The following is a 15,593-nucleotide window of genomic DNA, read 5'->3' as shown; positions in this document are numbered from 1 at the left end:
GCTCTTACTATAGCAGAACGGAACGCTTCATTCCGAGTAGTTCTTGAGCCGGATCGCCACGGCGGCCCGATGGATCGCCCCGGCGATCCGCTCGACGACCTTCTCCTTGCCCGGCAGGTACGGCAGCAGCCTGAGCATCCTGAGCTGGAACCACAGCGCCAGCCGTGAGCCCATCACCATGCCCCTGACGTTCACCGGGCCCAGCTCCTGGTTGACCCGGACGAACTCCCGCATCTCCCGCTCGTAGCCCGCCGCGCCGCCGCCCCCGGCCAGCTCGCCCGCCAGCACGTACGCGCCCACGATCGCCAGGCTCGTGCCCTGTCCGGAGGCCGGCGAGGCGCAGTAGGCGGCGTCCCCGAGCAGCACGACCCGGCCCTTCGACCAGCTGTCCATGTGCACCTGGCTGACCGAGTCGAAGTAGAAGTCGTCGGCGTCGCGCACCGCGCCGAGCAGCGCCGGCACCTCCCACTCGACCCCCGCCATGGCCTCGGCCAGCAGGTTCTTCTGGCGGCCGGTGTCGCGGTGGTCGTAGGACAGCGGCTGGGAGGCCCACATGAACAGCGCCTTGGCGGCGCCGTCCTGGCGGGTGCTGTAGACGTTGGCGGTGCGGCCGGGGGCGGCGTGCACGGCCTCCTCGCGGTCCAGGCCCAGGGTGTTGGGCACGGTGGAGATCGAGACGTAGTAGCCCAGGTCGCGGACGAACCGAGCGTCCTCCCCGAACACGATCCTGCGGATGTTGGAGCGCATCCCGTCCGCGCCGACGATCAGGTCGAACCGGCGGGGCGCGGCGTGCTCGAAGGTGACCAGGCCGTCGTCGGAGACGGCGGTGACGGAGTCGCCGAAGAGGTATTCGGCGTCGTCGCGGGTGAGGTCGTACAGGAGCTCGTTGAGGTCGCCGCGCATGATCTCGACGTCGTCGCCCGCGCGCCCGCCGAACAGGTCGGCGTCCATGGTGGCCACCCGGCGACCCTTGCGGTCGTAGTGGGTGGCGACGCGCATGCCGGTGCTGCGGGCGGTGACCGCGTCGAGCAGGCCCATGCGCTCGATCACGTCGAGGGCGGCGCCGCGGATGTCGACCTTGTAGCCGCCGGTGCGGACGGCCGGAGCGCGCTCGACGACGGTGACGGTGCAGCCGTGGCGGCGCAGCCAGTAGGCCAGCGAGGTGCCGGCGATGCTCGCGCCGGAGATCAGGACGTTCTTCATGCCGAGAACAGTACATCTGTCTCAGACGTTTGTCTAGGACGATGTTTTCAGACGTTCGTGTTAACGTCTGGGCATGGGAAACAGGGAAGACCTGCTGGCCGGGGCGAAGCGTTGCCTGATCGAGAAGGGCTACTCGCGTACCACCGCGCGCGACATCGCGACCGCGTCGGGCGTGAGCCTCGCGGGCATCGGCTACCACTTCAAGTCCAAGGACGCGCTGATGAACGAGGCGCTGTTCGAGGTGATGCAGGAATGGGGCGACGACCTGGCGCGGACGCTCGTCGCCGACGCCGAGGAGGGCGCCTCACCGCTGGAGCGGTTCGAGGCGGCGTGGGACCGGGTGGTGGAGTCGTTCGACCGGCTGCGGCCGCTCTGGATCACCCAGCTTGAGCTGCTCGGGCAGATCGATCACGTGCCGGAGCTGCGCGAGCAGCTCGTCCCGGCGATCAAGGGCGCGCGGCTGGGGCTCGCCGAGCTGTTCCAGGACGTGCGGGCGGAGACGGACCCCGAACGGGCCCGGCTGGTGGGCTCGCTGTACCAGGCCATGCTGACGGGGTTCCTGGCGCAGTGGCTGCTCGACCCGGACAGCGCGTTGTCCGGGCGCGAGGTGGCCGAGGCGCTGCGCCTGGTGAGCGGCTCGTGAAAGGTGTCGCGGACTAGAAGGCGCTTATCGTGGCGGGGGCGCGTTCGGCCCTGCTGAGGGTGCGGATGACGGCGGTCGCGCCGTGGCGGTGCACCGCCAGGCGGGCCAGCAGCTCCACGACCGGTTCGTTGATCGACGGCGGCAGCTCCGGCGTCTCGACGCCCACGCTGGCGGCCAGGTCGTCGGAGTGCACGACCAGCTCCATCACCCTGGTGAGCAGGAAGTCGTCGAGCCGCAGCGACCAGCCGGCCCACGGCAGCCGCACGACCCGGTCCGCCGGCGCGGCGGGCAGCTCGGCCAGCAGCCGGTCCAGCAGCGCCTGCGTGCGCTCGACGAGCGCGGCGTGCCCGTCCGCGGCGGCCGCCTGGCCGCCTGCCCGGACGCTGACGTTGCTCTCGTGGTCGAGGCCGGCCTGTACCCACGGCGACCTCGTGTAGTGCTCGATGAGCGGGATCGGCGCCCCGGGTTCCTCGCCGGAGTCGAGCACGTCGACGACCCGGACGATCTGGTGGGCCAGGTGCCCGGCCAGGCCCGCGACGCTGAACTCGGTCAGCGCGCTGGGCTTGTCCCACGCCGCCCGGACGGCCGGGTCGCGCAGCAGCGACATCGCCGACGCCGCGGCCACCAGATAGGACTGCCTGATCTCCCCCATATGCCGCCCTTTCCCCGGTTCAGGTGGTAACTCGGGGCCAAGACTATCCCTCGGCGATCCGCGGAGGGCCGCCGTCCTGCCCACTGAGACGGGGCCGGGCTCAGGTCTCGCCGGGGCCCTCCGCCAGCACCTTCCCGATGGCCGACCGGACGAAGGCGCGGGTCAGCCTGCCCCTTCTGAAGCGGCTCAGCACCGGGCGCGGCGTGCCGTACCGGCGGGCGCGCACGTCGGCCAGGACGGCCTCCGGCGCGCCCATCCCGGCCAGCACGTCCAGGGCCTCCCGCTTGGTGATCAACCGGCCCTCCCGCAGCGTGACCGAGGCTCTGGCGACGGTCAGCAGGCCGAGGTCCACCCAGACGTCCCGCAGCCAGCGCCGCCGCCCTCGGGTCTTGTCCAGCCAGAACTCGCGCAGGTCCGTACGGACGAAGTCGGCCAGCACGGCGTCGGAGACGGCCGGCAGGAGTTCGGCGGGCGGCGGCCCGTGCAGCACGAGCGGGGCCGTGTGCAGCTCGCGGCGGGTCACCGCAGTCACCGGACGGCGGAAGATCTGCTCGTGGGCCCACGTCACGTGCTCGACCCGCGGGTCCGCCAGCTCCTCCAGCGGCAGGTAGGAGCAGTGGAGGAGGTCGGCGAGCGGCAGGTCGAGCCCCCGGTGCAGCCCCTTGATCCGGCGCCACTGCTCCATCGTGACCGGTGTCTCGACCACCGCGATCAGGTCGAGGTCGCTGTGCCCCGGCTGGTAGTCGCCGGCGCCCAGCGAGCCGTGCGCCCACAGTGACACCAGGGGCACGATCTCGCCCACGCCGTCTCGGAACCGCCGGAGCAGGACGTCTGTGGCCGCATGCATGATGTCCACTATGATCCATTCCCGGCCGTCCCGGAAGATCACCGGGGCGGGCCGTCAGGACGTGCTGAACAGAGCGCTCACCGACTCGCCGTCGTGGATCCGGCGCATGGCCTCGGCCAGTGCCGGCGCGATCGACAACACGGTCAGCTTGTCACTCGGCTTGGGCGGCGGCACGGTGTTCGTGCAGACGATCTCCATGACCTCGGGGAACGCGCCCAGCCGCTCGATCGCCCCGCCCGCGAACAGCCCGTGCGTGCACGCCACCCGGACGGAGTTGACGCCCTGCTCACGCAGCCGGCCCAGCAGCTCGATGACCGTGCTGCCCTTGGCGATCTCGTCGTCCAGGATGATCACGTCCTTGCCGGCGACCTCGCCGATGACCGAGCTGATCACCACGCGGTCGTCGGCGAAGCGCTGCTTGGCGCCCATCGCGACGCCCGTGCCGAGCAGCCGGGCGAAGTGTGCGGCCTCCTTGGCGTTGCCCAGGTCGGGGGAGACGACGACGGCGTTCGACAGGTCGTAGCGGCGGAAGTGCGCGGCCAGCTCGCGCAGCGCGTGCAGGTGGTCGACCGGCACGCTGAAGAAGCCGTGCACCTGCGGCGAGTGCAGGGTCATGGCCAGCACCCGGTTCGCGCCCGCGGCCACCATCAGGTCGGCGACCAGGCGCGCGCCGATGGAGATGCGTGGCGCGTCCTTCTTGTCTGATCTGGCGTAGGCGTAATGCGGCAGCACCACGGTCGTCCTGGCCGCGGACGCGCCGCGCGCCGCGTCGATCATGAGCAGCAGCTCGACCAGGTTCTCCTGCGTCGGCGGCACCAGGGGCTGGATGAGGAACACGTCGCGCTCGCGGCAGTTGGCCTGGAGCTGCACCTCAAGCGCGTCGTTGGCGAAGCGGGCGACCTTGACGGGGTGGAGCGGGGTTCCGAGGTGGGAGCAGATCTCCTCGGCCAGCTCGGGGTGGGCGCTGCCACTGAAAACCGTGATGTCTCGCACGATTCCCAAAGGATAGCCTCACGGGCTCACGTAGTGGTGGAGCAGGGCGGGTTCGCCCGCGGCGTTGAGCCATCGAGCGCGGGTGCTGCCGACGCGGCGCCAGCCCAGCCGCTCGTAGAGCGCGACGGCCGCCCGGCCCTCGTCGGAGACCTCCAGGACGACGGGCGTTCCTGCGGCCTTCCGCACGGTGTCCAGCAGCACGGGAGCCAGCCCGCGGCCCCGGGCGGCGGGCACCACGAAGAGCCGGGTGACCTGCGGGCCCTCGTCGGTGCCGGCCAGGCCCACGTGGCCGAGCACCTGGCCCTCCTCGACCGCCACCCAGGCGCGCAGGAGGTCGCCCGGGGTCAGCCAGCCTCGCGGGTCGGCCGGCCAGTCGACGGGGTAGCGGTCGGCGGCGTGCACCAGGGCCAGGGCGTCGGCGCAGGCGTTCAGGTCGGCCGGCGTCCGGGGACGGACGCCCATGTCGCCGGTCATCACGTCAGCGCCTCGATCGTGAGCGCGTCGAGGTCGGGCAGGACCTGCCAGGCCAGAGCGAGGGCGTCGTCGTCGGGCGGGTAGCCGGGATGCGGCACGGCGATCACCCGCATGCCGGCCGCGTGCGCCGAACGCAGCCCGTTGCTGGAGTCCTCGACCGCCACGCAGTCCTTCGGGTAGATCTCCAGCCGCCGGGCGGCCTCCAGGTAGCCGTCGGGGGCGGGCTTGCCGCGCGCGACCTCCTCCGTGGAGACCGTGGTGACGAAGTACTCGCGCAGCTCGGCCGCGTCCAGCACCACGTCGATCAGCCGCCGCGGCGACGAGCTGGCCAGGCCGAGGGTGAAGTGCCCGGCCAGCCGGCGCACGGCCTCGCGGGCGCCCGGCAGCAGCGGCACGCCGTCCTGGTAGCGCTCGGCCATCTGGTCGACCACGCCCGCGGCGATCTCGTCGGGCGTCAGGCGCACCCCCAGCTCGTGCAGGTAGGCCGCCCACTCGCCGGTGCTCATGCCCATCAGCCTGGACTGCGTGTCGGGCTGCCAGGTGCCGCCGTGGTCGGCGACGAAGGCGCGCCGCACCTGCTCCCAGACGGGTTCGGAGTCGACGAGCACGCCGTCGAGGTCGAACACGCACGCTTCCATGACCACCCCCGATGAGATCAGCCTGGAACCACCCAATCACACCGTCCGAGTCGCTACGCCGCCGCTCCCTGTCCTTATTGCCCGAGTTTCATGCTATTGGGGCTGGTTGTTGAGCTACGAGCGTCCATTCGGGGGCATGCGAGCAGACATGGCAGACCTTCCATTTCATGACACGGGCGACTTCGAGGACGCCGATCGCGGCTTCATCGCGAAGTTGACCCCCGCCGTGGTCAGGTCGAGAAGCGGCGAGGTCGTCTGGGACAACGACTCCTACGCCTTTCTCAACGCCGAATGCCCCGAAACCGCTCATCCCAGCCTGTGGCGGCAGAGCCAGCTCTGCGCCAAACAGGGCCTGTACGAGGTCGCCGACGGCATCTACCAGGTACGCGGCCTGGACCTGTCGAACATGACCCTGGTCGAGGGCGACGTCGGCGTCATCGTCATCGACCCGCTGGTCTCCACCGAGTGCGCCGCCGCCGCGCTCGCGCTCTACCGCCGCCACCGCGGCGACCGGCCGGTCACCGGCGTCGTCTACACCCACAGCCACGTCGACCACTTCGGCGGCGTGCGCGGCGTCACCGACGGCAACGTGCCGATCCTGGCCCCCGCCGGGTTCATGGATCACGCGGTCTCCGAGAACGTCTACGCCGGCCCCGCCATGAACCGCCGCGCCGGCTACATGTTCGGCCTGGCCCTGCCGCACGCCCCGGACGGCCAGATCGGCTGCGGCCTCGGCATGACGTCCTCGACCGGCACCACGTCCCTCATCCCGCCCACCGTGGACGTCAGCCGCACCGGCCAGGAGGAGATCGTGGACGGGGTGCGGATCGTCTTCCAGCTCACCCCCGGCACCGAGGCCCCCGCCGAGATGAACTTCCTCTTCCCCGACCGCGACGCCCTCTGCCTGGCCGAGAACGCCACCCACAACCTGCACAACATCCTCACGCTGCGCGGCGCCCAGGTGCGCGACGCCCGCGTCTGGGCCCGCTACCTGTCGGAGACCCTCACGCTGCTCGCCGACCGGGCCGAGGTCGCCTTCGCCTCCCACCACTGGCCGACCTGGGGAAAGAGCAACATCGTCCGGTTCCTCCAGGAACAGCGAGACCTGTACGCCTACCTGCACGACCAGACCCTGCGCCTGCTCAACAAGGGACTGACCGGCGCCGAGATCGCCGAGCAGATGCGGGTGCCGCCCGCGCTGGAACAGGTCTGGCACACCCACGGCTACTACGGCTCGGTCAGCCACAACGTCAAGGCCGTCTACCAGCGCTACCTCGGCTGGTACGACGGCAACCCCGCCCACCTGTGGGAGCACCCGCCCAGGGAGAGCGCGATCCGGTACGTCGAGTGCATGGGCGGCGGCGCGGCCGTCGTGGCCTTCGCCCGCCGCTACATCGAGGAGAACGACCTGCGCTTCGCCGTCCAGCTGCTCAACCACGCCGTCTTCGCCGACGAGGGCAACAAGGCGGCCAGGGACCTGCTGGCCGAGGTCTACACCCGGCTCGGCCAGGGTGCGGAGAACGGGACGTGGCGCAACTCGTACCTGACGGGGGCCATGGAGCTGACCGACGGCATCGCCCCCACCCGCGTGACCACCACCTCGCCCGACCTGCTCGCGGCCCTGACCGTGGAGCAGATCTTCGACTCCCTCGCCATCCGCGTGGACGGCCCCAAGGCCTGGCACGAGAGCCTGTCGATCGACTGGCACCTGACGGACCTGGGGGAGCTGTACCGCACCACGCTGTCCAACGGCGTGCTCGTCCAGCGGCTGAACCCGCCGGAGGAGCCCGTGGACCTCACGCTCCGCCTCACCAGGGCCCAGCTGCTCGGCCTGCTGGCCGGCAAGGGCGTGGAGGGGGTGGAGCGGGAGGGCGACATCACGGCGCTGCAGCGGCTGGTCGCCGTGCTCGACTCACCGGCCCGCGACTTCGCCATCGTCACCCCCTGAGCCGCCGACTCCACTCCGCGACTCCACTCCGCGACTCCACTCCGCGACTCCACTCCGCGACTCCACTCCGCGCGCCATCGACCCACGAGCGTCTGTCCCCGTGAGTCACTGAACCCCGGCGCCCTCGGCCGGGCCCGCCGCGCGTCGGTCCCGCCCATGCGGCCCTCGGGGCACACGGGCGTCGCGGACCGGCTCTCAGAGTTTGTACAGCTTGTTGAACGGCGTCGTGATCCGTTCCTGCCGGGATCCGAAGTCGACCAGTACGGCGACGTCGTCCTCCACACCGATGACGACACCGAGGCCGAATCGGTCGTGGCTCACCCGGTCGTGCATGTCGAACTGCTCCGCGGGTGGCGCCGGAGGCGGCGGTTTGAAGGGACTTGTGGGCAGGTGACGACGAGAATCGCCGCTGGCTCGCTTCATCTCCTCCAGTATGCGCCCACCGGGTGAATACTTTGTGGCGTTCACACCTGTATGGACTCGGCGCGTGAGCGCGGGACCGTCGTCGTGGGCAGCCGTACGAACCGCAGGAAGGCCGGCAGCAGCCACGGACGCCGCCCCCAGACCGCCACCTTGCCCGTGAGCGCGGCCCGCGTCCTGGACATCCGGCCGAACAGCAGCAGGTTCAGCGCCGCCGGGTCGAACCGCACGTGCGCGTCCACCTGCGGCCCCATCTCGGCCACCGACACCCGCCCGTTCTCGAGCGCCAGCGCAGCCGGTGCGGTGTGCGCGGAGTGGAACCCGACGGTGATCCGGCGGGGCGGGGCGGGCGTCCCGGTGTCCATCAGACGTCCGTAGTCGTTCCTGATCATCCCGATGAGGAACAGGTCGAAGAACAGCCCGGCGTCCCGCGCGGGCACCGACCAGGGGGTACGGGTCGCGCGGGCGATGTCCCAGCCGTGCAGCAGCAGCTCGTTCAGCAGGTGGGCCAGCACGCCCGCGACGGGCACCCGCGCGTCGCCCAGCCACGGGACCGGCGTCGCCGGATCCGCCTCCGCGCCGGCGCGCAGGATCTCCCGGACGTCGCCGCGCAGCCGCTCGGCCAGGACGACCGGGTCCCGCTCGGGGAAGTGCTCGAACGCCAGCTCGTTCAGGGCGCTCACCGTGTCGACGTTCGCGCCGAGTATCGGCTCGGCCAGCTCCGGGAAGGGCGTGGTCACGTCGCCGCGCACCACGCAGGTGTAGAGCGAGGCGATCGCGGTGACGTGGGCCGCGGTCTCGGCGACGGTCCACTCCCTGGTCGCCATGGCGTGGGGATCGACGATGGAGACCAGCTTCGCGAACCGGTCGGTGGCCGCCTTGAGCGAGCCGCGCACCGACGCCCATTTGCCGTACGTGATGAGCTCGTCCATGTTCTCTCCAGAGGTCCACGATCACGCTAACCCGGGTGACCTGGGCGGTCTTCTCCGGAAATGCTCCTCTGGGGCCGTCATGGGCCCGTCCCGGGCGAAAAGCAGTGGCGTCGCAGGACGTCGCGGCAGTTCACTTTCAGCACCCATCCTGATCAGAGGGAGCTCCATGATTGTTATCTCGGCGGCGTCGGGCGCGCTCGGCCGTCTCGTCATCGACCGGCTGCGCACCAGGGCGGACGTCGTCGCCGCCGTGCGCGATCCCGCCCGCGCGCCCGAGGGCGTCCCGGTGCGGCGGGGCGACTACGACGATCCGGCGAGCCTGCGCACGGCGTTCGAGGGCGCCGCCCGCCTGCTCCTGATCTCCTCGCCGGAGCTCGACCCCGGCCGCCGGATCGGCCACCACCTGGCCGCCCTCGCCGCCGCCGCGGACGTGGGCGTCGGCGCCGTCGTCTACACCAGCTTCCTGGACGCCGACACCGTCGCCACCGGCATGACCGAGGCCCACCACGCCACCGAGCAGGCCCTCCTGCGCAGCGGCCTGCCGTGCACGATCCTGCGCCACCCGTTCTACAGCGACGCGTTCGTCCCCCGGGTCTCGGGCGGTGAGCTGACCGGGAGCGGCGGAGGGCGCGGCCTGAACACCGCGTTCCGCTCCGACCTGGCCGAGGCGGCGGCCAACGTGCTGACCGGCGAAGGCCACGAGGGCCGCGCCTACGACTTCACCGGGCCGCTGTGGACCCACCCGGAGGTGGCGCGGGCGCTGGGCGTGCCCTACCGCGAGGTCCCCGACGCCGCCCCCGGCCCGATGGCCTGGCTGAACGCCCGGATCCGCGCCGGCGCCCTGGAGAGACAGACCCCCGACCTGGAGAACATCCTCGGCCACCCCGCCCGCACGATGCTCTCCCACCTCCACGCCACCCTCTGACCGCCTACTTGCGGCCGCGCGACATCACCACGGCGATCCAGACGATGGTGGGCAGCAGAATCAGGAACACCATGACTCCGACACCGATGGCCATGCCCGCGTCGGAAAAGTGCTGAGACGGCAGATCATCCTCCATCCGGCGATGCTATCGATCACCGCCGGGCCGCCAAGCGCCCGTGCGCAGCGGCCGTGTTGACAGCCGGCTGTTAGAAGTGTCGATGGGAGTGCTCGCCGGTGAGCTGTGGCGGCTTGTGTGTAGGGTCGGGGGCCGTGAGCGGTGACTGGCGGCGGGACAGGGTCGGCAGTGCGTTGGCGGGCCGGAACCCCACGGTGCTCAGGCGGCTGGACGCCGGCTTCGCCGTGATCGGTGACACGCAGTTCCTGCCGGGATACTCGGTTCTCCTGACGGACGAGCCCGGCGTGCAGCGGCTGTCCGACCTGCCCCGGGCCAGGCGGATGGCCTTCCTGTCGGACATGGAGCTGCTCGGCGAGGCGGTCGAGCGGGCCTGCGGCGCGCTGGACCCGGCGTTCCGGCGGGTGAACCTGGAGATTCTCGGCAACACCGACCAGTTCCTGCACGCTCACGTCTGGCCGCGGTACGAGTGGGAACCGGAGCACCTGGCCGGCCGGCCGGTGTGGCTGTATCCGCCCGGCAGCTGGACCGACCGGCGATTCGCCCTCGGCCCGCGGCACGACCCGGTGCGTGCGGAGATCGACCGGCGACTCGGCGTGCTGTACGCGGCCCACGCAGCCCAGGGCCGCGCCGGCGGCTGAAGCGGGGCCCGGGACCGGCCAGACCTATTCCGAGGCGTGCAGAAGGGCGGCGGTGAGGAGCTTCAGGAGCTCGGGGGCGAGGGCGGGGCTCGTCGCGATGGTCGCCCGGGAGGCCATGTCGTGGGGGCTGCCGTCGAGGTCGACCACCAGGGCTCCGGCCTCGCGGGCGATGACGACGCCCGCCGCGGTGTCCCACGGGTTGTTGCTGAGCATGACGCTCGCGTCGACCTTGCCGTCGGCCACCCACACGAGGTCGATCGCTGCTGAGCCGAGCATCCTGACGCGCTGGACTCGCGCGGCCAGTTCCTGGGTCAGGGCGAAGCGGGGGCGGTTGCGTTCCGCCGCGTCCGCGCCCACCGCGTAGTCGCCCAGGGCGACGACGGCGTCCTGGAGTTCCGCGGCGCCGCTGACCTGGACGGGCGAGCCGTTGGCCGTCGCGCCGGCGCCTTGCGCGGCCGAGTAGCGGACGCCGAGGAACGGCAGGCCGACGACGCCGAGCAGCGGCACGTCCCCGTCGACCAGGCCCAGGGAGACCCCGCACAGCGGGATGCCGTGCAGGAAGTTGGCCGTGCCGTCCACGGGGTCGAGCACCCAGGTCAGGCCCTGGCCCGGCCGGCTCGCGCCCTCCTCCTCGCCGAGGAAGCCCAGCTCGGGCGTCTCCTTCGAGAGGAACTCGCGTACGGCGTGCTCGACGGCGTAATCGACCTCGGTGGCCATGTCGCGGTCGCCCTTGGCGGTGACGACGCCGGGCGCCCGGGTCGTGATGATCTCGCCGGCGATCGACGCGGCCCGCTCGGCGACGGGCAGCAGCGTCCGGACGTCGATGGTCATGCGGGCCGTCCTAGGGCAGTTCGGGACGCGTCAGGGCCGTGGCGAACGGCTCTCCGGTGGCCCGTGCGTGCGCCATCCGCGCGCGAGCCGCGCCGAGCGTGCGCGGCCGGTAGCCGGGCCCGCCGCAACAACTCTTGTGGAAGCCGACGCCCGCGTGCAGCAGCAGCGACAGCACCCGCCAGGCCGCGGTGTCGCGTCGCCGGGGAGCCGCGAAGGCGGAGCCCACGTGGATCAGCGGCTCGCCGCACCGCGGGCACGACCGGCCCCGGTCGCCGGGCAGCGGGTAGGGCTGCTTGTACGAGGCCCGGCACGGCAGGCAGACGAACGACGTCTTCGCATGACCCATCCGCCCAGGGTAACTGCGTGACCGACCGGACGACGGGCGGCTCCGCTGCGCGGGCTTCACCTGACTGCCCACAATACGTAACGGATTAGTCACTCGAACGACTATGGTCACGAAAAGTGATCACTCGACAGCATTGAGTCTCCCCGAAGAGTGGAGGCAGATGTGGCCAGTGAGTTCCAGCGCAAGAAGGTCGGCGGAGTCTTCCGGGCGATGGACGTCGACGGCGACGGCCGGCTGACCCAGGCCGACTTCCAGGCGCTCGCCCACCGCTGGTCGGCCCTCGCCGGGCCGGCCGGCCCGGAGCGGCTGACCTCCGTCATGACCGGCTGGTGGCCGGTGCTCAGGGCCGCCTCGGGCGGCGACGCCGGCGTCTCCCTCGACCAGGTGCTCAGCGTGGTCGACGTGCTCGGCGACATGACCGACGCGGTCACCGGCACCGCCGACGCGATGTTCGAGGCCATCGACCTCAACGGCGACGGCCTCATCTCCCGTGCGGAGTACGGCGCGCTGATCGAGACGTGGAACGGCGCCCCCTCGGTGACCGACGACATCTTCCCCCGCCTCGACCTGGACGGCGACGGCCACCTCTCGCGCGAGGAGTTCCGCCTCCACTGGACCGAGTTCTGGGCCGGCGACGACCCGGACGCCCCCGGCTCGTACGTGTTCGGCGCGCCGCCCGAATGACCTCAAGGTCGGAAAGGCGGCCCCGCGGGCAGGAGCAGCGCCGGGGGCAGCACGTCGCCGTCGGCGAACGGCCGCCGGCCGACGAGCTCCTCGGCGGTCCGGCCGGGCACGCCGGCCCCGCGGAGCACCTCGACGGCGTGCCCGGCCGGCAGCAGGTCGAGCCAGCGCAGCACGGCCGCGCGGTGGGCGTCGGCGTCCAGCTCGCCGTGCACCCTGAGCCGGGCCAGGCCGCCGTCGGGGAAGACGTCCAGGCGGACGTGCGTCACGGGCGCGGCCGACACCGGGCGCAGGAAATGGCGGGTGTCCGGCTGCAACCGGGTCTTCGGGATCAGCTCGAACCACTCCGCGCCCGCGTCCGGAGAGCCCGCGTCCGGAGAGCCCGCGTCGGTTCCGGTCAGCGAGGCCCAGCCGGCCGCGTTGCCGACGAAGTACGACGTGTCGATCTCCACCCGGCGCACCCGCCCGCGGCCCGCCAGCCTGACCGTCACGTGGTCGTTGCCGCCGTCGCGGCGGCGGGCGTTCTCCCAGCCGTCGCCCATGATCCGGGCCCTGCCAGGCAGCAGCAGCTGCACCGGCGAGGAGTAGAACGTGTCGGAACAGGCAACCACGTTGCCGCCGTGCTCCAGCGCGGCCAGGTCGATCGTGCCGTCCAGCAGGCGCGGGTCGGGCACCGGCTCGCCGTGCACCCGGAACCGGGCCACCCCGCCGTCGGGGTAGATGCTCAGCCGCACGTGCGTCCAGCGCCGCCGGTCTTCGACCTCGAACGCGTTCTCGGCGTCGCCCCTGATCGCGCTCTTCCCGACGATCGTCTCCCAGTTCGCCCGCTCCAGCTCGGCCGGTGACGGCGCGCCCTCGACGCTGGCCGCCTCCACCGAGGCGTACGGCGGGTAGTTGCCCTTGAACCAGGCGGTGTCGATCACCACCCCGCGCACCACGCCGGGCACGCCGAGCCGGACGATCGCGTAGTCGTTCCCCGGCTCGCGCCGGCGACGGGTCTCCCAGCCGTCGTACACCTTGCCCTTGTGGCCGAAGTCCTCCGTCGAGAACGCGGCGGGGCCGGGCTTGATCAGGTTCTCCCGCTCGGCGAACAGCTCGTCGTTGGCGTGCACGACACTGCCGGCCAGCGCGCGCGAGGCCAGGTCCGGGAAGTGGGTGAAGGTCATGCTTCTCCTCGGGTGAGCAGCCGGCCCCGCGGCGGGCCGTCGATGTCGATGCGTTCGCCGCGCAGCCAGCTTCCGCGGACCACGCCGGCCAGCGTGCGGCCGTGGTAGGGCGTCACGGGGTGGCGGTGGTGCAGCCGGTCCTTGTCGGCCACGAACAGCTCGTCGGGCGCGAACACGGAGAAGTCGGCCTGGTGGCCCGGCGCGATCCGGCCCTTGCCGGACAGCCCCGCCACCTGTGCGGGCCGGCCGGCCATCCAGCGCGCCACGTCGGTCAGCGGGTGGCCGCGGCGCCTGGCCTCGGTCCACACCGCGGGCAGGGCGAGCTGGAGCGACGCGATGCCGCCCCAGGCGAGGCCGAAGTCGCCGGTGTCGAGCCGCTTGAGCTCCGGCGTGCACGGCGAGTGGTCGGAGACGACGCAGTCGATCGTGCCGTCGGCGAGCCCTCGCCAGAGCGACTCGCGGTTGGCCGCCTCGCGGATCGGCGGGCAGCACTTGAACATGGTGGCCCCCTCGGCGATCTCCTCGGCGCTGAACGTCAGATAGTGCGGGCAGGTCTCCACGGTGATCCGCACGCCGTCGTCCCGGGCCGAGCGGATCATCGGCAGCGCGTCCGAGCTGGACAGGTGCAGAATGTGTACCCGGCAGCCGGTCCGGCGGGCCAGCTCGATGACCTGCGCGACCGCGAGGTTCTCCGCGCCGCGCGGGCGGGAGCGCAGGAAGTCGCGGTAGCCGGCGCCGCGTGCGGGCGGCGCGTGGTCGATCACCTGCGGGTCCTCGGCGTGCACGATCATCAGCGCGTCGAACGCCCGCAGCTCGCGCAGCGCGTCCGCCAGCTCGGCCGGCTCCAGGGGAGGGAACTCGGGCACGCCCGAGTGCAGCAGGAAGCTCTTGAACCCGAACACGCCCGCGTCGTGCAGCCCGCGCAGCTCGCGCAGGTTGCCCGGCACCGCGCCGCCCCAGAAGCCGACGTCCACGTGCGCCTGCCCGCGGGCGGTCGCCCGCTTCACCCGCAGCGCCGCCGCGTCGGTGGTGGGCGGGACGCTGTTCAGCGGCATGTCGACGATCGTCGTGACGCCGCCGGCCGCGGCCGCCCGGGTGGCGGTCGCGAACCCCTCCCACTCGGTCCGTCCGGGGTCGTTCACGTGCACGTGGCTGTCCACCAGGCCGGGCAGCAGCACCTCGTCGTCGCCGAGCCGGACGACCTCGGCGGCCGCCAGGTCGGCCTCCAGCGGTTCGACCGCGACGATCGTCCCGTCCCGCACGCCGATGCTGCGGGCCACCTCCCCGGCGTCGGTGACCACGCGACGGGCCCTGAACAGCAGGTCCAGCCGGGCCATCAGGCGACACCTCCTTGGCTGCGCCGTCCCGCGCGGACCGGCCCGGCGACGGCCGCGGCCCCGCCGGTGATCGGCCACCCGGTCACGGTCTTGGGGCGCGGCGTCCCGTACGTGCGCACCTTGCTCGTGGTGAGGCCGAGCCGGACGAGCCCCTCGGCGAGCGCGACCGCCGCGGCCACGCCGTCGACCACGGGCACCCCGGTGGCAGCCGTGATCTTCCGGTCGAGTCCCGCCATGCCACCGCATCCCAGGCAGATCACCTCGGCCCGGTCGCCGATGACGGCCTCCCGGGCCTGGGCGACGATCGCCTCGACGGCCCGGCCGGGATCCTCCTCCAGCTCCAGGACCGACAGCCCGCTGGCCCTGACCGACGCGCAGCGGCCGGCCAGCCCGGCGAGCCGCAGCCGGTCCTCGATCTGCGGCACGGCGCGGTCCAGCGTGGTGACCACCGAGTACGTACGCCCGATCAGCATCGCGACCTGCGCGGCCGCCTCGGTGATGTCCACCACGGGGACGTCGAGCAGCTCCTGCAACCCCTCGCGGCCGTGCTCGCCGTACCCGGCCTGGATCACCGCGTCGTACGGTTCGTCGTAGCGGACGACCCGGTCCATCACGGCGACCGCCGCCAGGTAGCTCTCGAAGTTGCCCTCCACCGACTCCGGCCCGAACGACGGGGTGAGCGCGACGATCTCGACCCCCGGCGAGGCGTGCGCCGCCGCCTGGGCGCGGATCGTGTCGGTCATCGACCGGGTGGTGTTCACGTTCACGATGAGGATGCGCACG

At 72.2% G+C, this 15,593-nt stretch carries 19 protein-coding genes; 5 read left to right on the top strand and 14 right to left on the bottom strand.

The window, feature by feature from the left end; translation table 11 throughout:
* Positions 1–27 precede the first annotated feature (27 nt).
* On the bottom strand, positions 28–1,203 hold the full coding sequence (locus AB0C33_RS19540; RefSeq protein ID WP_358289607.1) for an FAD-dependent monooxygenase: 1,176 nt from the start codon (positions 1,201–1,203) through the stop codon (positions 28–30).
* 73 nt (positions 1,204–1,276) lie between these two features.
* Between AB0C33_RS19540 and AB0C33_RS19535 the strand changes: the two genes are divergently transcribed.
* Entirely contained in the window at positions 1,277–1,846 is a 570-nt protein-coding gene (locus AB0C33_RS19535; RefSeq protein ID WP_358289605.1) for a TetR/AcrR family transcriptional regulator, read from the top strand.
* Between the two features lie 13 nt (positions 1,847–1,859).
* Here the strand turns inward: AB0C33_RS19535 and AB0C33_RS19530 are convergent, their stop codons facing one another.
* The 5 genes from AB0C33_RS19530 to AB0C33_RS19510 form a co-directional block, all read right to left on the bottom strand.
* On the bottom strand, positions 1,860–2,498 hold the full coding sequence (locus AB0C33_RS19530) for a maleylpyruvate isomerase N-terminal domain-containing protein (protein ID WP_358289603.1): 639 nt from the start codon (positions 2,496–2,498) through the stop codon (positions 1,860–1,862).
* Positions 2,499–2,598: 100 nt separating this feature from the next.
* Complete coding sequence (locus AB0C33_RS19525) at positions 2,599–3,345, bottom strand: nucleotidyltransferase domain-containing protein (protein ID WP_358289600.1); 747 nt, start codon at positions 3,343–3,345, stop codon at positions 2,599–2,601.
* A 54-nt stretch (positions 3,346–3,399) separates the two neighbouring features.
* Positions 3,400–4,338, bottom strand: coding sequence for a ribose-phosphate pyrophosphokinase (locus AB0C33_RS19520; RefSeq protein ID WP_358289597.1), 939 nt, complete (start codon positions 4,336–4,338; stop codon positions 3,400–3,402).
* An 18-nt stretch (positions 4,339–4,356) separates the two neighbouring features.
* Positions 4,357–4,812 carry a GNAT family N-acetyltransferase gene (locus AB0C33_RS19515; RefSeq protein ID WP_358289594.1) on the bottom strand — a complete coding sequence of 152 codons (456 nt, stop codon included), beginning with the start codon at positions 4,810–4,812 and terminating at the stop codon, positions 4,357–4,359.
* Entirely contained in the window at positions 4,812–5,450 is a 639-nt protein-coding gene (locus AB0C33_RS19510) for an HAD family phosphatase (RefSeq protein WP_358289591.1), read from the bottom strand. The genes AB0C33_RS19515 and AB0C33_RS19510 overlap by 1 nt, the downstream gene beginning before the upstream one ends.
* 148 nt (positions 5,451–5,598) lie before the next feature.
* Between AB0C33_RS19510 and AB0C33_RS19505 the strand changes: the two genes are divergently transcribed.
* Entirely contained in the window at positions 5,599–7,398 is a 1,800-nt protein-coding gene (locus tag AB0C33_RS19505; protein ID WP_358289588.1) for an alkyl sulfatase dimerization domain-containing protein, read from the top strand.
* Between the two features lie 195 nt (positions 7,399–7,593).
* Here AB0C33_RS19505 and AB0C33_RS19500 read toward each other — a convergent pair whose 3' ends face one another.
* Both AB0C33_RS19500 and AB0C33_RS19495 read right to left on the bottom strand, forming a co-directional pair.
* Complete coding sequence (locus AB0C33_RS19500; protein ID WP_352327393.1) at positions 7,594–7,821, bottom strand: hypothetical protein; 228 nt, start codon at positions 7,819–7,821, stop codon at positions 7,594–7,596.
* Positions 7,822–7,862: 41 nt separating this feature from the next.
* Positions 7,863–8,750 carry a maleylpyruvate isomerase N-terminal domain-containing protein gene (locus AB0C33_RS19495; protein WP_358289585.1) on the bottom strand — a complete coding sequence of 296 codons (888 nt, stop codon included), beginning with the start codon at positions 8,748–8,750 and terminating at the stop codon, positions 7,863–7,865.
* 166 nt (positions 8,751–8,916) lie between these two features.
* On the opposite strand from AB0C33_RS19495, the gene AB0C33_RS19490 reads away from it, so the two are divergent.
* Positions 8,917–9,675, top strand: a complete 759-nt coding sequence (locus AB0C33_RS19490; protein ID WP_358289582.1) for an NAD(P)H-binding protein — start codon at positions 8,917–8,919, stop codon at positions 9,673–9,675.
* Positions 9,676–9,679: 4 nt separating this feature from the next.
* Here AB0C33_RS19490 and AB0C33_RS19485 read toward each other — a convergent pair whose 3' ends face one another.
* Positions 9,680–9,811 carry a hypothetical protein gene (locus AB0C33_RS19485; protein ID WP_358289579.1) on the bottom strand — a complete coding sequence of 44 codons (132 nt, stop codon included), beginning with the start codon at positions 9,809–9,811 and terminating at the stop codon, positions 9,680–9,682.
* A 134-nt stretch (positions 9,812–9,945) separates the two neighbouring features.
* On the opposite strand from AB0C33_RS19485, the gene AB0C33_RS19480 reads away from it, so the two are divergent.
* A complete protein-coding gene (locus AB0C33_RS19480; protein ID WP_358289576.1) occupies positions 9,946–10,449 on the top strand; it encodes a diadenosine tetraphosphate hydrolase in 504 nt (167 codons plus the stop codon).
* A 24-nt stretch (positions 10,450–10,473) separates the two neighbouring features.
* Here the strand turns inward: AB0C33_RS19480 and AB0C33_RS19475 are convergent, their stop codons facing one another.
* Positions 10,474–11,280, bottom strand: coding sequence for an inositol monophosphatase family protein (locus AB0C33_RS19475; RefSeq protein ID WP_358289573.1), 807 nt, complete (start codon positions 11,278–11,280; stop codon positions 10,474–10,476).
* A gap of 10 nt (positions 11,281–11,290) precedes the next feature.
* A complete protein-coding gene (locus AB0C33_RS19470; RefSeq protein WP_358289570.1) occupies positions 11,291–11,626 on the bottom strand; it encodes a hypothetical protein in 336 nt (111 codons plus the stop codon).
* Between the two features lie 162 nt (positions 11,627–11,788).
* Here AB0C33_RS19470 and AB0C33_RS19465 point away from each other — a divergent pair, with 162 nt between their 5' ends.
* Positions 11,789–12,310 (top strand): EF-hand domain-containing protein, encoded by a 522-nt coding sequence (locus AB0C33_RS19465; RefSeq protein WP_358289568.1) that lies wholly within the window; start codon positions 11,789–11,791, stop codon positions 12,308–12,310.
* Between the two features lie 2 nt (positions 12,311–12,312).
* On the opposite strand, the gene alc is transcribed toward AB0C33_RS19465, so the two are convergent.
* The 3 genes from alc to AB0C33_RS19450 are packed head-to-tail and all read right to left on the bottom strand — an operon-like array spanning position 12,313 to position 15,592.
* Positions 12,313–13,473 carry an allantoicase gene (gene alc / locus AB0C33_RS19460; RefSeq protein ID WP_358289565.1) on the bottom strand — a complete coding sequence of 387 codons (1,161 nt, stop codon included), beginning with the start codon at positions 13,471–13,473 and terminating at the stop codon, positions 12,313–12,315.
* Positions 13,470–14,810 carry an allantoinase AllB gene (gene allB, locus AB0C33_RS19455; RefSeq protein WP_358289562.1) on the bottom strand — a complete coding sequence of 447 codons (1,341 nt, stop codon included), beginning with the start codon at positions 14,808–14,810 and terminating at the stop codon, positions 13,470–13,472. Before allB ends, alc begins: the two co-directional genes overlap by 4 nt.
* Complete coding sequence (locus AB0C33_RS19450; RefSeq protein WP_358289559.1) at positions 14,810–15,592, bottom strand: aspartate/glutamate racemase family protein; 783 nt, start codon at positions 15,590–15,592, stop codon at positions 14,810–14,812. Before AB0C33_RS19450 ends, allB begins: the two co-directional genes overlap by 1 nt.
* Position 15,593: the final 1 nt, after the last annotated feature.

It is taken from the genome of Nonomuraea sp. NPDC048881 (genome assembly GCF_040649795.1).
In the GTDB taxonomy this organism is placed as follows: Bacteria; Actinomycetota; Actinomycetes; order Streptosporangiales; family Streptosporangiaceae; genus Nonomuraea.
This window is presented reverse-complemented; position numbering and strand designations above follow the sequence as displayed.

Bases quoted from the DNA above. Each gene is read 5' to 3' on its own strand.
- AB0C33_RS19540 (WP_358289607.1), bottom strand. From the start codon at position 1,203: ATGAAGAACGTCCTGATCTCCGGCGCGAGCATCGCCGGCACCTCGCTG.
- AB0C33_RS19535 (WP_358289605.1), top strand. From the start codon at position 1,277: ATGGGAAACAGGGAAGACCTGCTGGCCGGGGCGAAGCGTTGCCTGATC.
- AB0C33_RS19530 (WP_358289603.1), bottom strand. From the start codon at position 2,498: ATGGGGGAGATCAGGCAGTCCTATCTGGTGGCCGCGGCGTCGGCGATG.
- AB0C33_RS19525 (WP_358289600.1), bottom strand. From the start codon at position 3,345: ATGCATGCGGCCACAGACGTCCTGCTCCGGCGGTTCCGAGACGGCGTG.
- AB0C33_RS19515 (WP_358289594.1), bottom strand. From the start codon at position 4,812: ATGACCGGCGACATGGGCGTCCGTCCCCGGACGCCGGCCGACCTGAAC.
- AB0C33_RS19510 (WP_358289591.1), bottom strand. From the start codon at position 5,450: ATGGAAGCGTGCGTGTTCGACCTCGACGGCGTGCTCGTCGACTCCGAA.
- AB0C33_RS19505 (WP_358289588.1), top strand. From the start codon at position 5,599: ATGGCAGACCTTCCATTTCATGACACGGGCGACTTCGAGGACGCCGAT.
- AB0C33_RS19500 (WP_352327393.1), bottom strand. From the start codon at position 7,821: ATGAAGCGAGCCAGCGGCGATTCTCGTCGTCACCTGCCCACAAGTCCC.
- AB0C33_RS19495 (WP_358289585.1), bottom strand. From the start codon at position 8,750: ATGGACGAGCTCATCACGTACGGCAAATGGGCGTCGGTGCGCGGCTCG.
- AB0C33_RS19490 (WP_358289582.1), top strand. From the start codon at position 8,917: ATGATTGTTATCTCGGCGGCGTCGGGCGCGCTCGGCCGTCTCGTCATC.
- AB0C33_RS19485 (WP_358289579.1), bottom strand. From the start codon at position 9,811: ATGGAGGATGATCTGCCGTCTCAGCACTTTTCCGACGCGGGCATGGCC.
- AB0C33_RS19475 (WP_358289573.1), bottom strand. From the start codon at position 11,280: ATGACCATCGACGTCCGGACGCTGCTGCCCGTCGCCGAGCGGGCCGCG.
- AB0C33_RS19470 (WP_358289570.1), bottom strand. From the start codon at position 11,626: ATGGGTCATGCGAAGACGTCGTTCGTCTGCCTGCCGTGCCGGGCCTCG.
- alc (WP_358289565.1), bottom strand. From the start codon at position 13,473: ATGACCTTCACCCACTTCCCGGACCTGGCCTCGCGCGCGCTGGCCGGC.
- allB (WP_358289562.1), bottom strand. From the start codon at position 14,810: ATGGCCCGGCTGGACCTGCTGTTCAGGGCCCGTCGCGTGGTCACCGAC.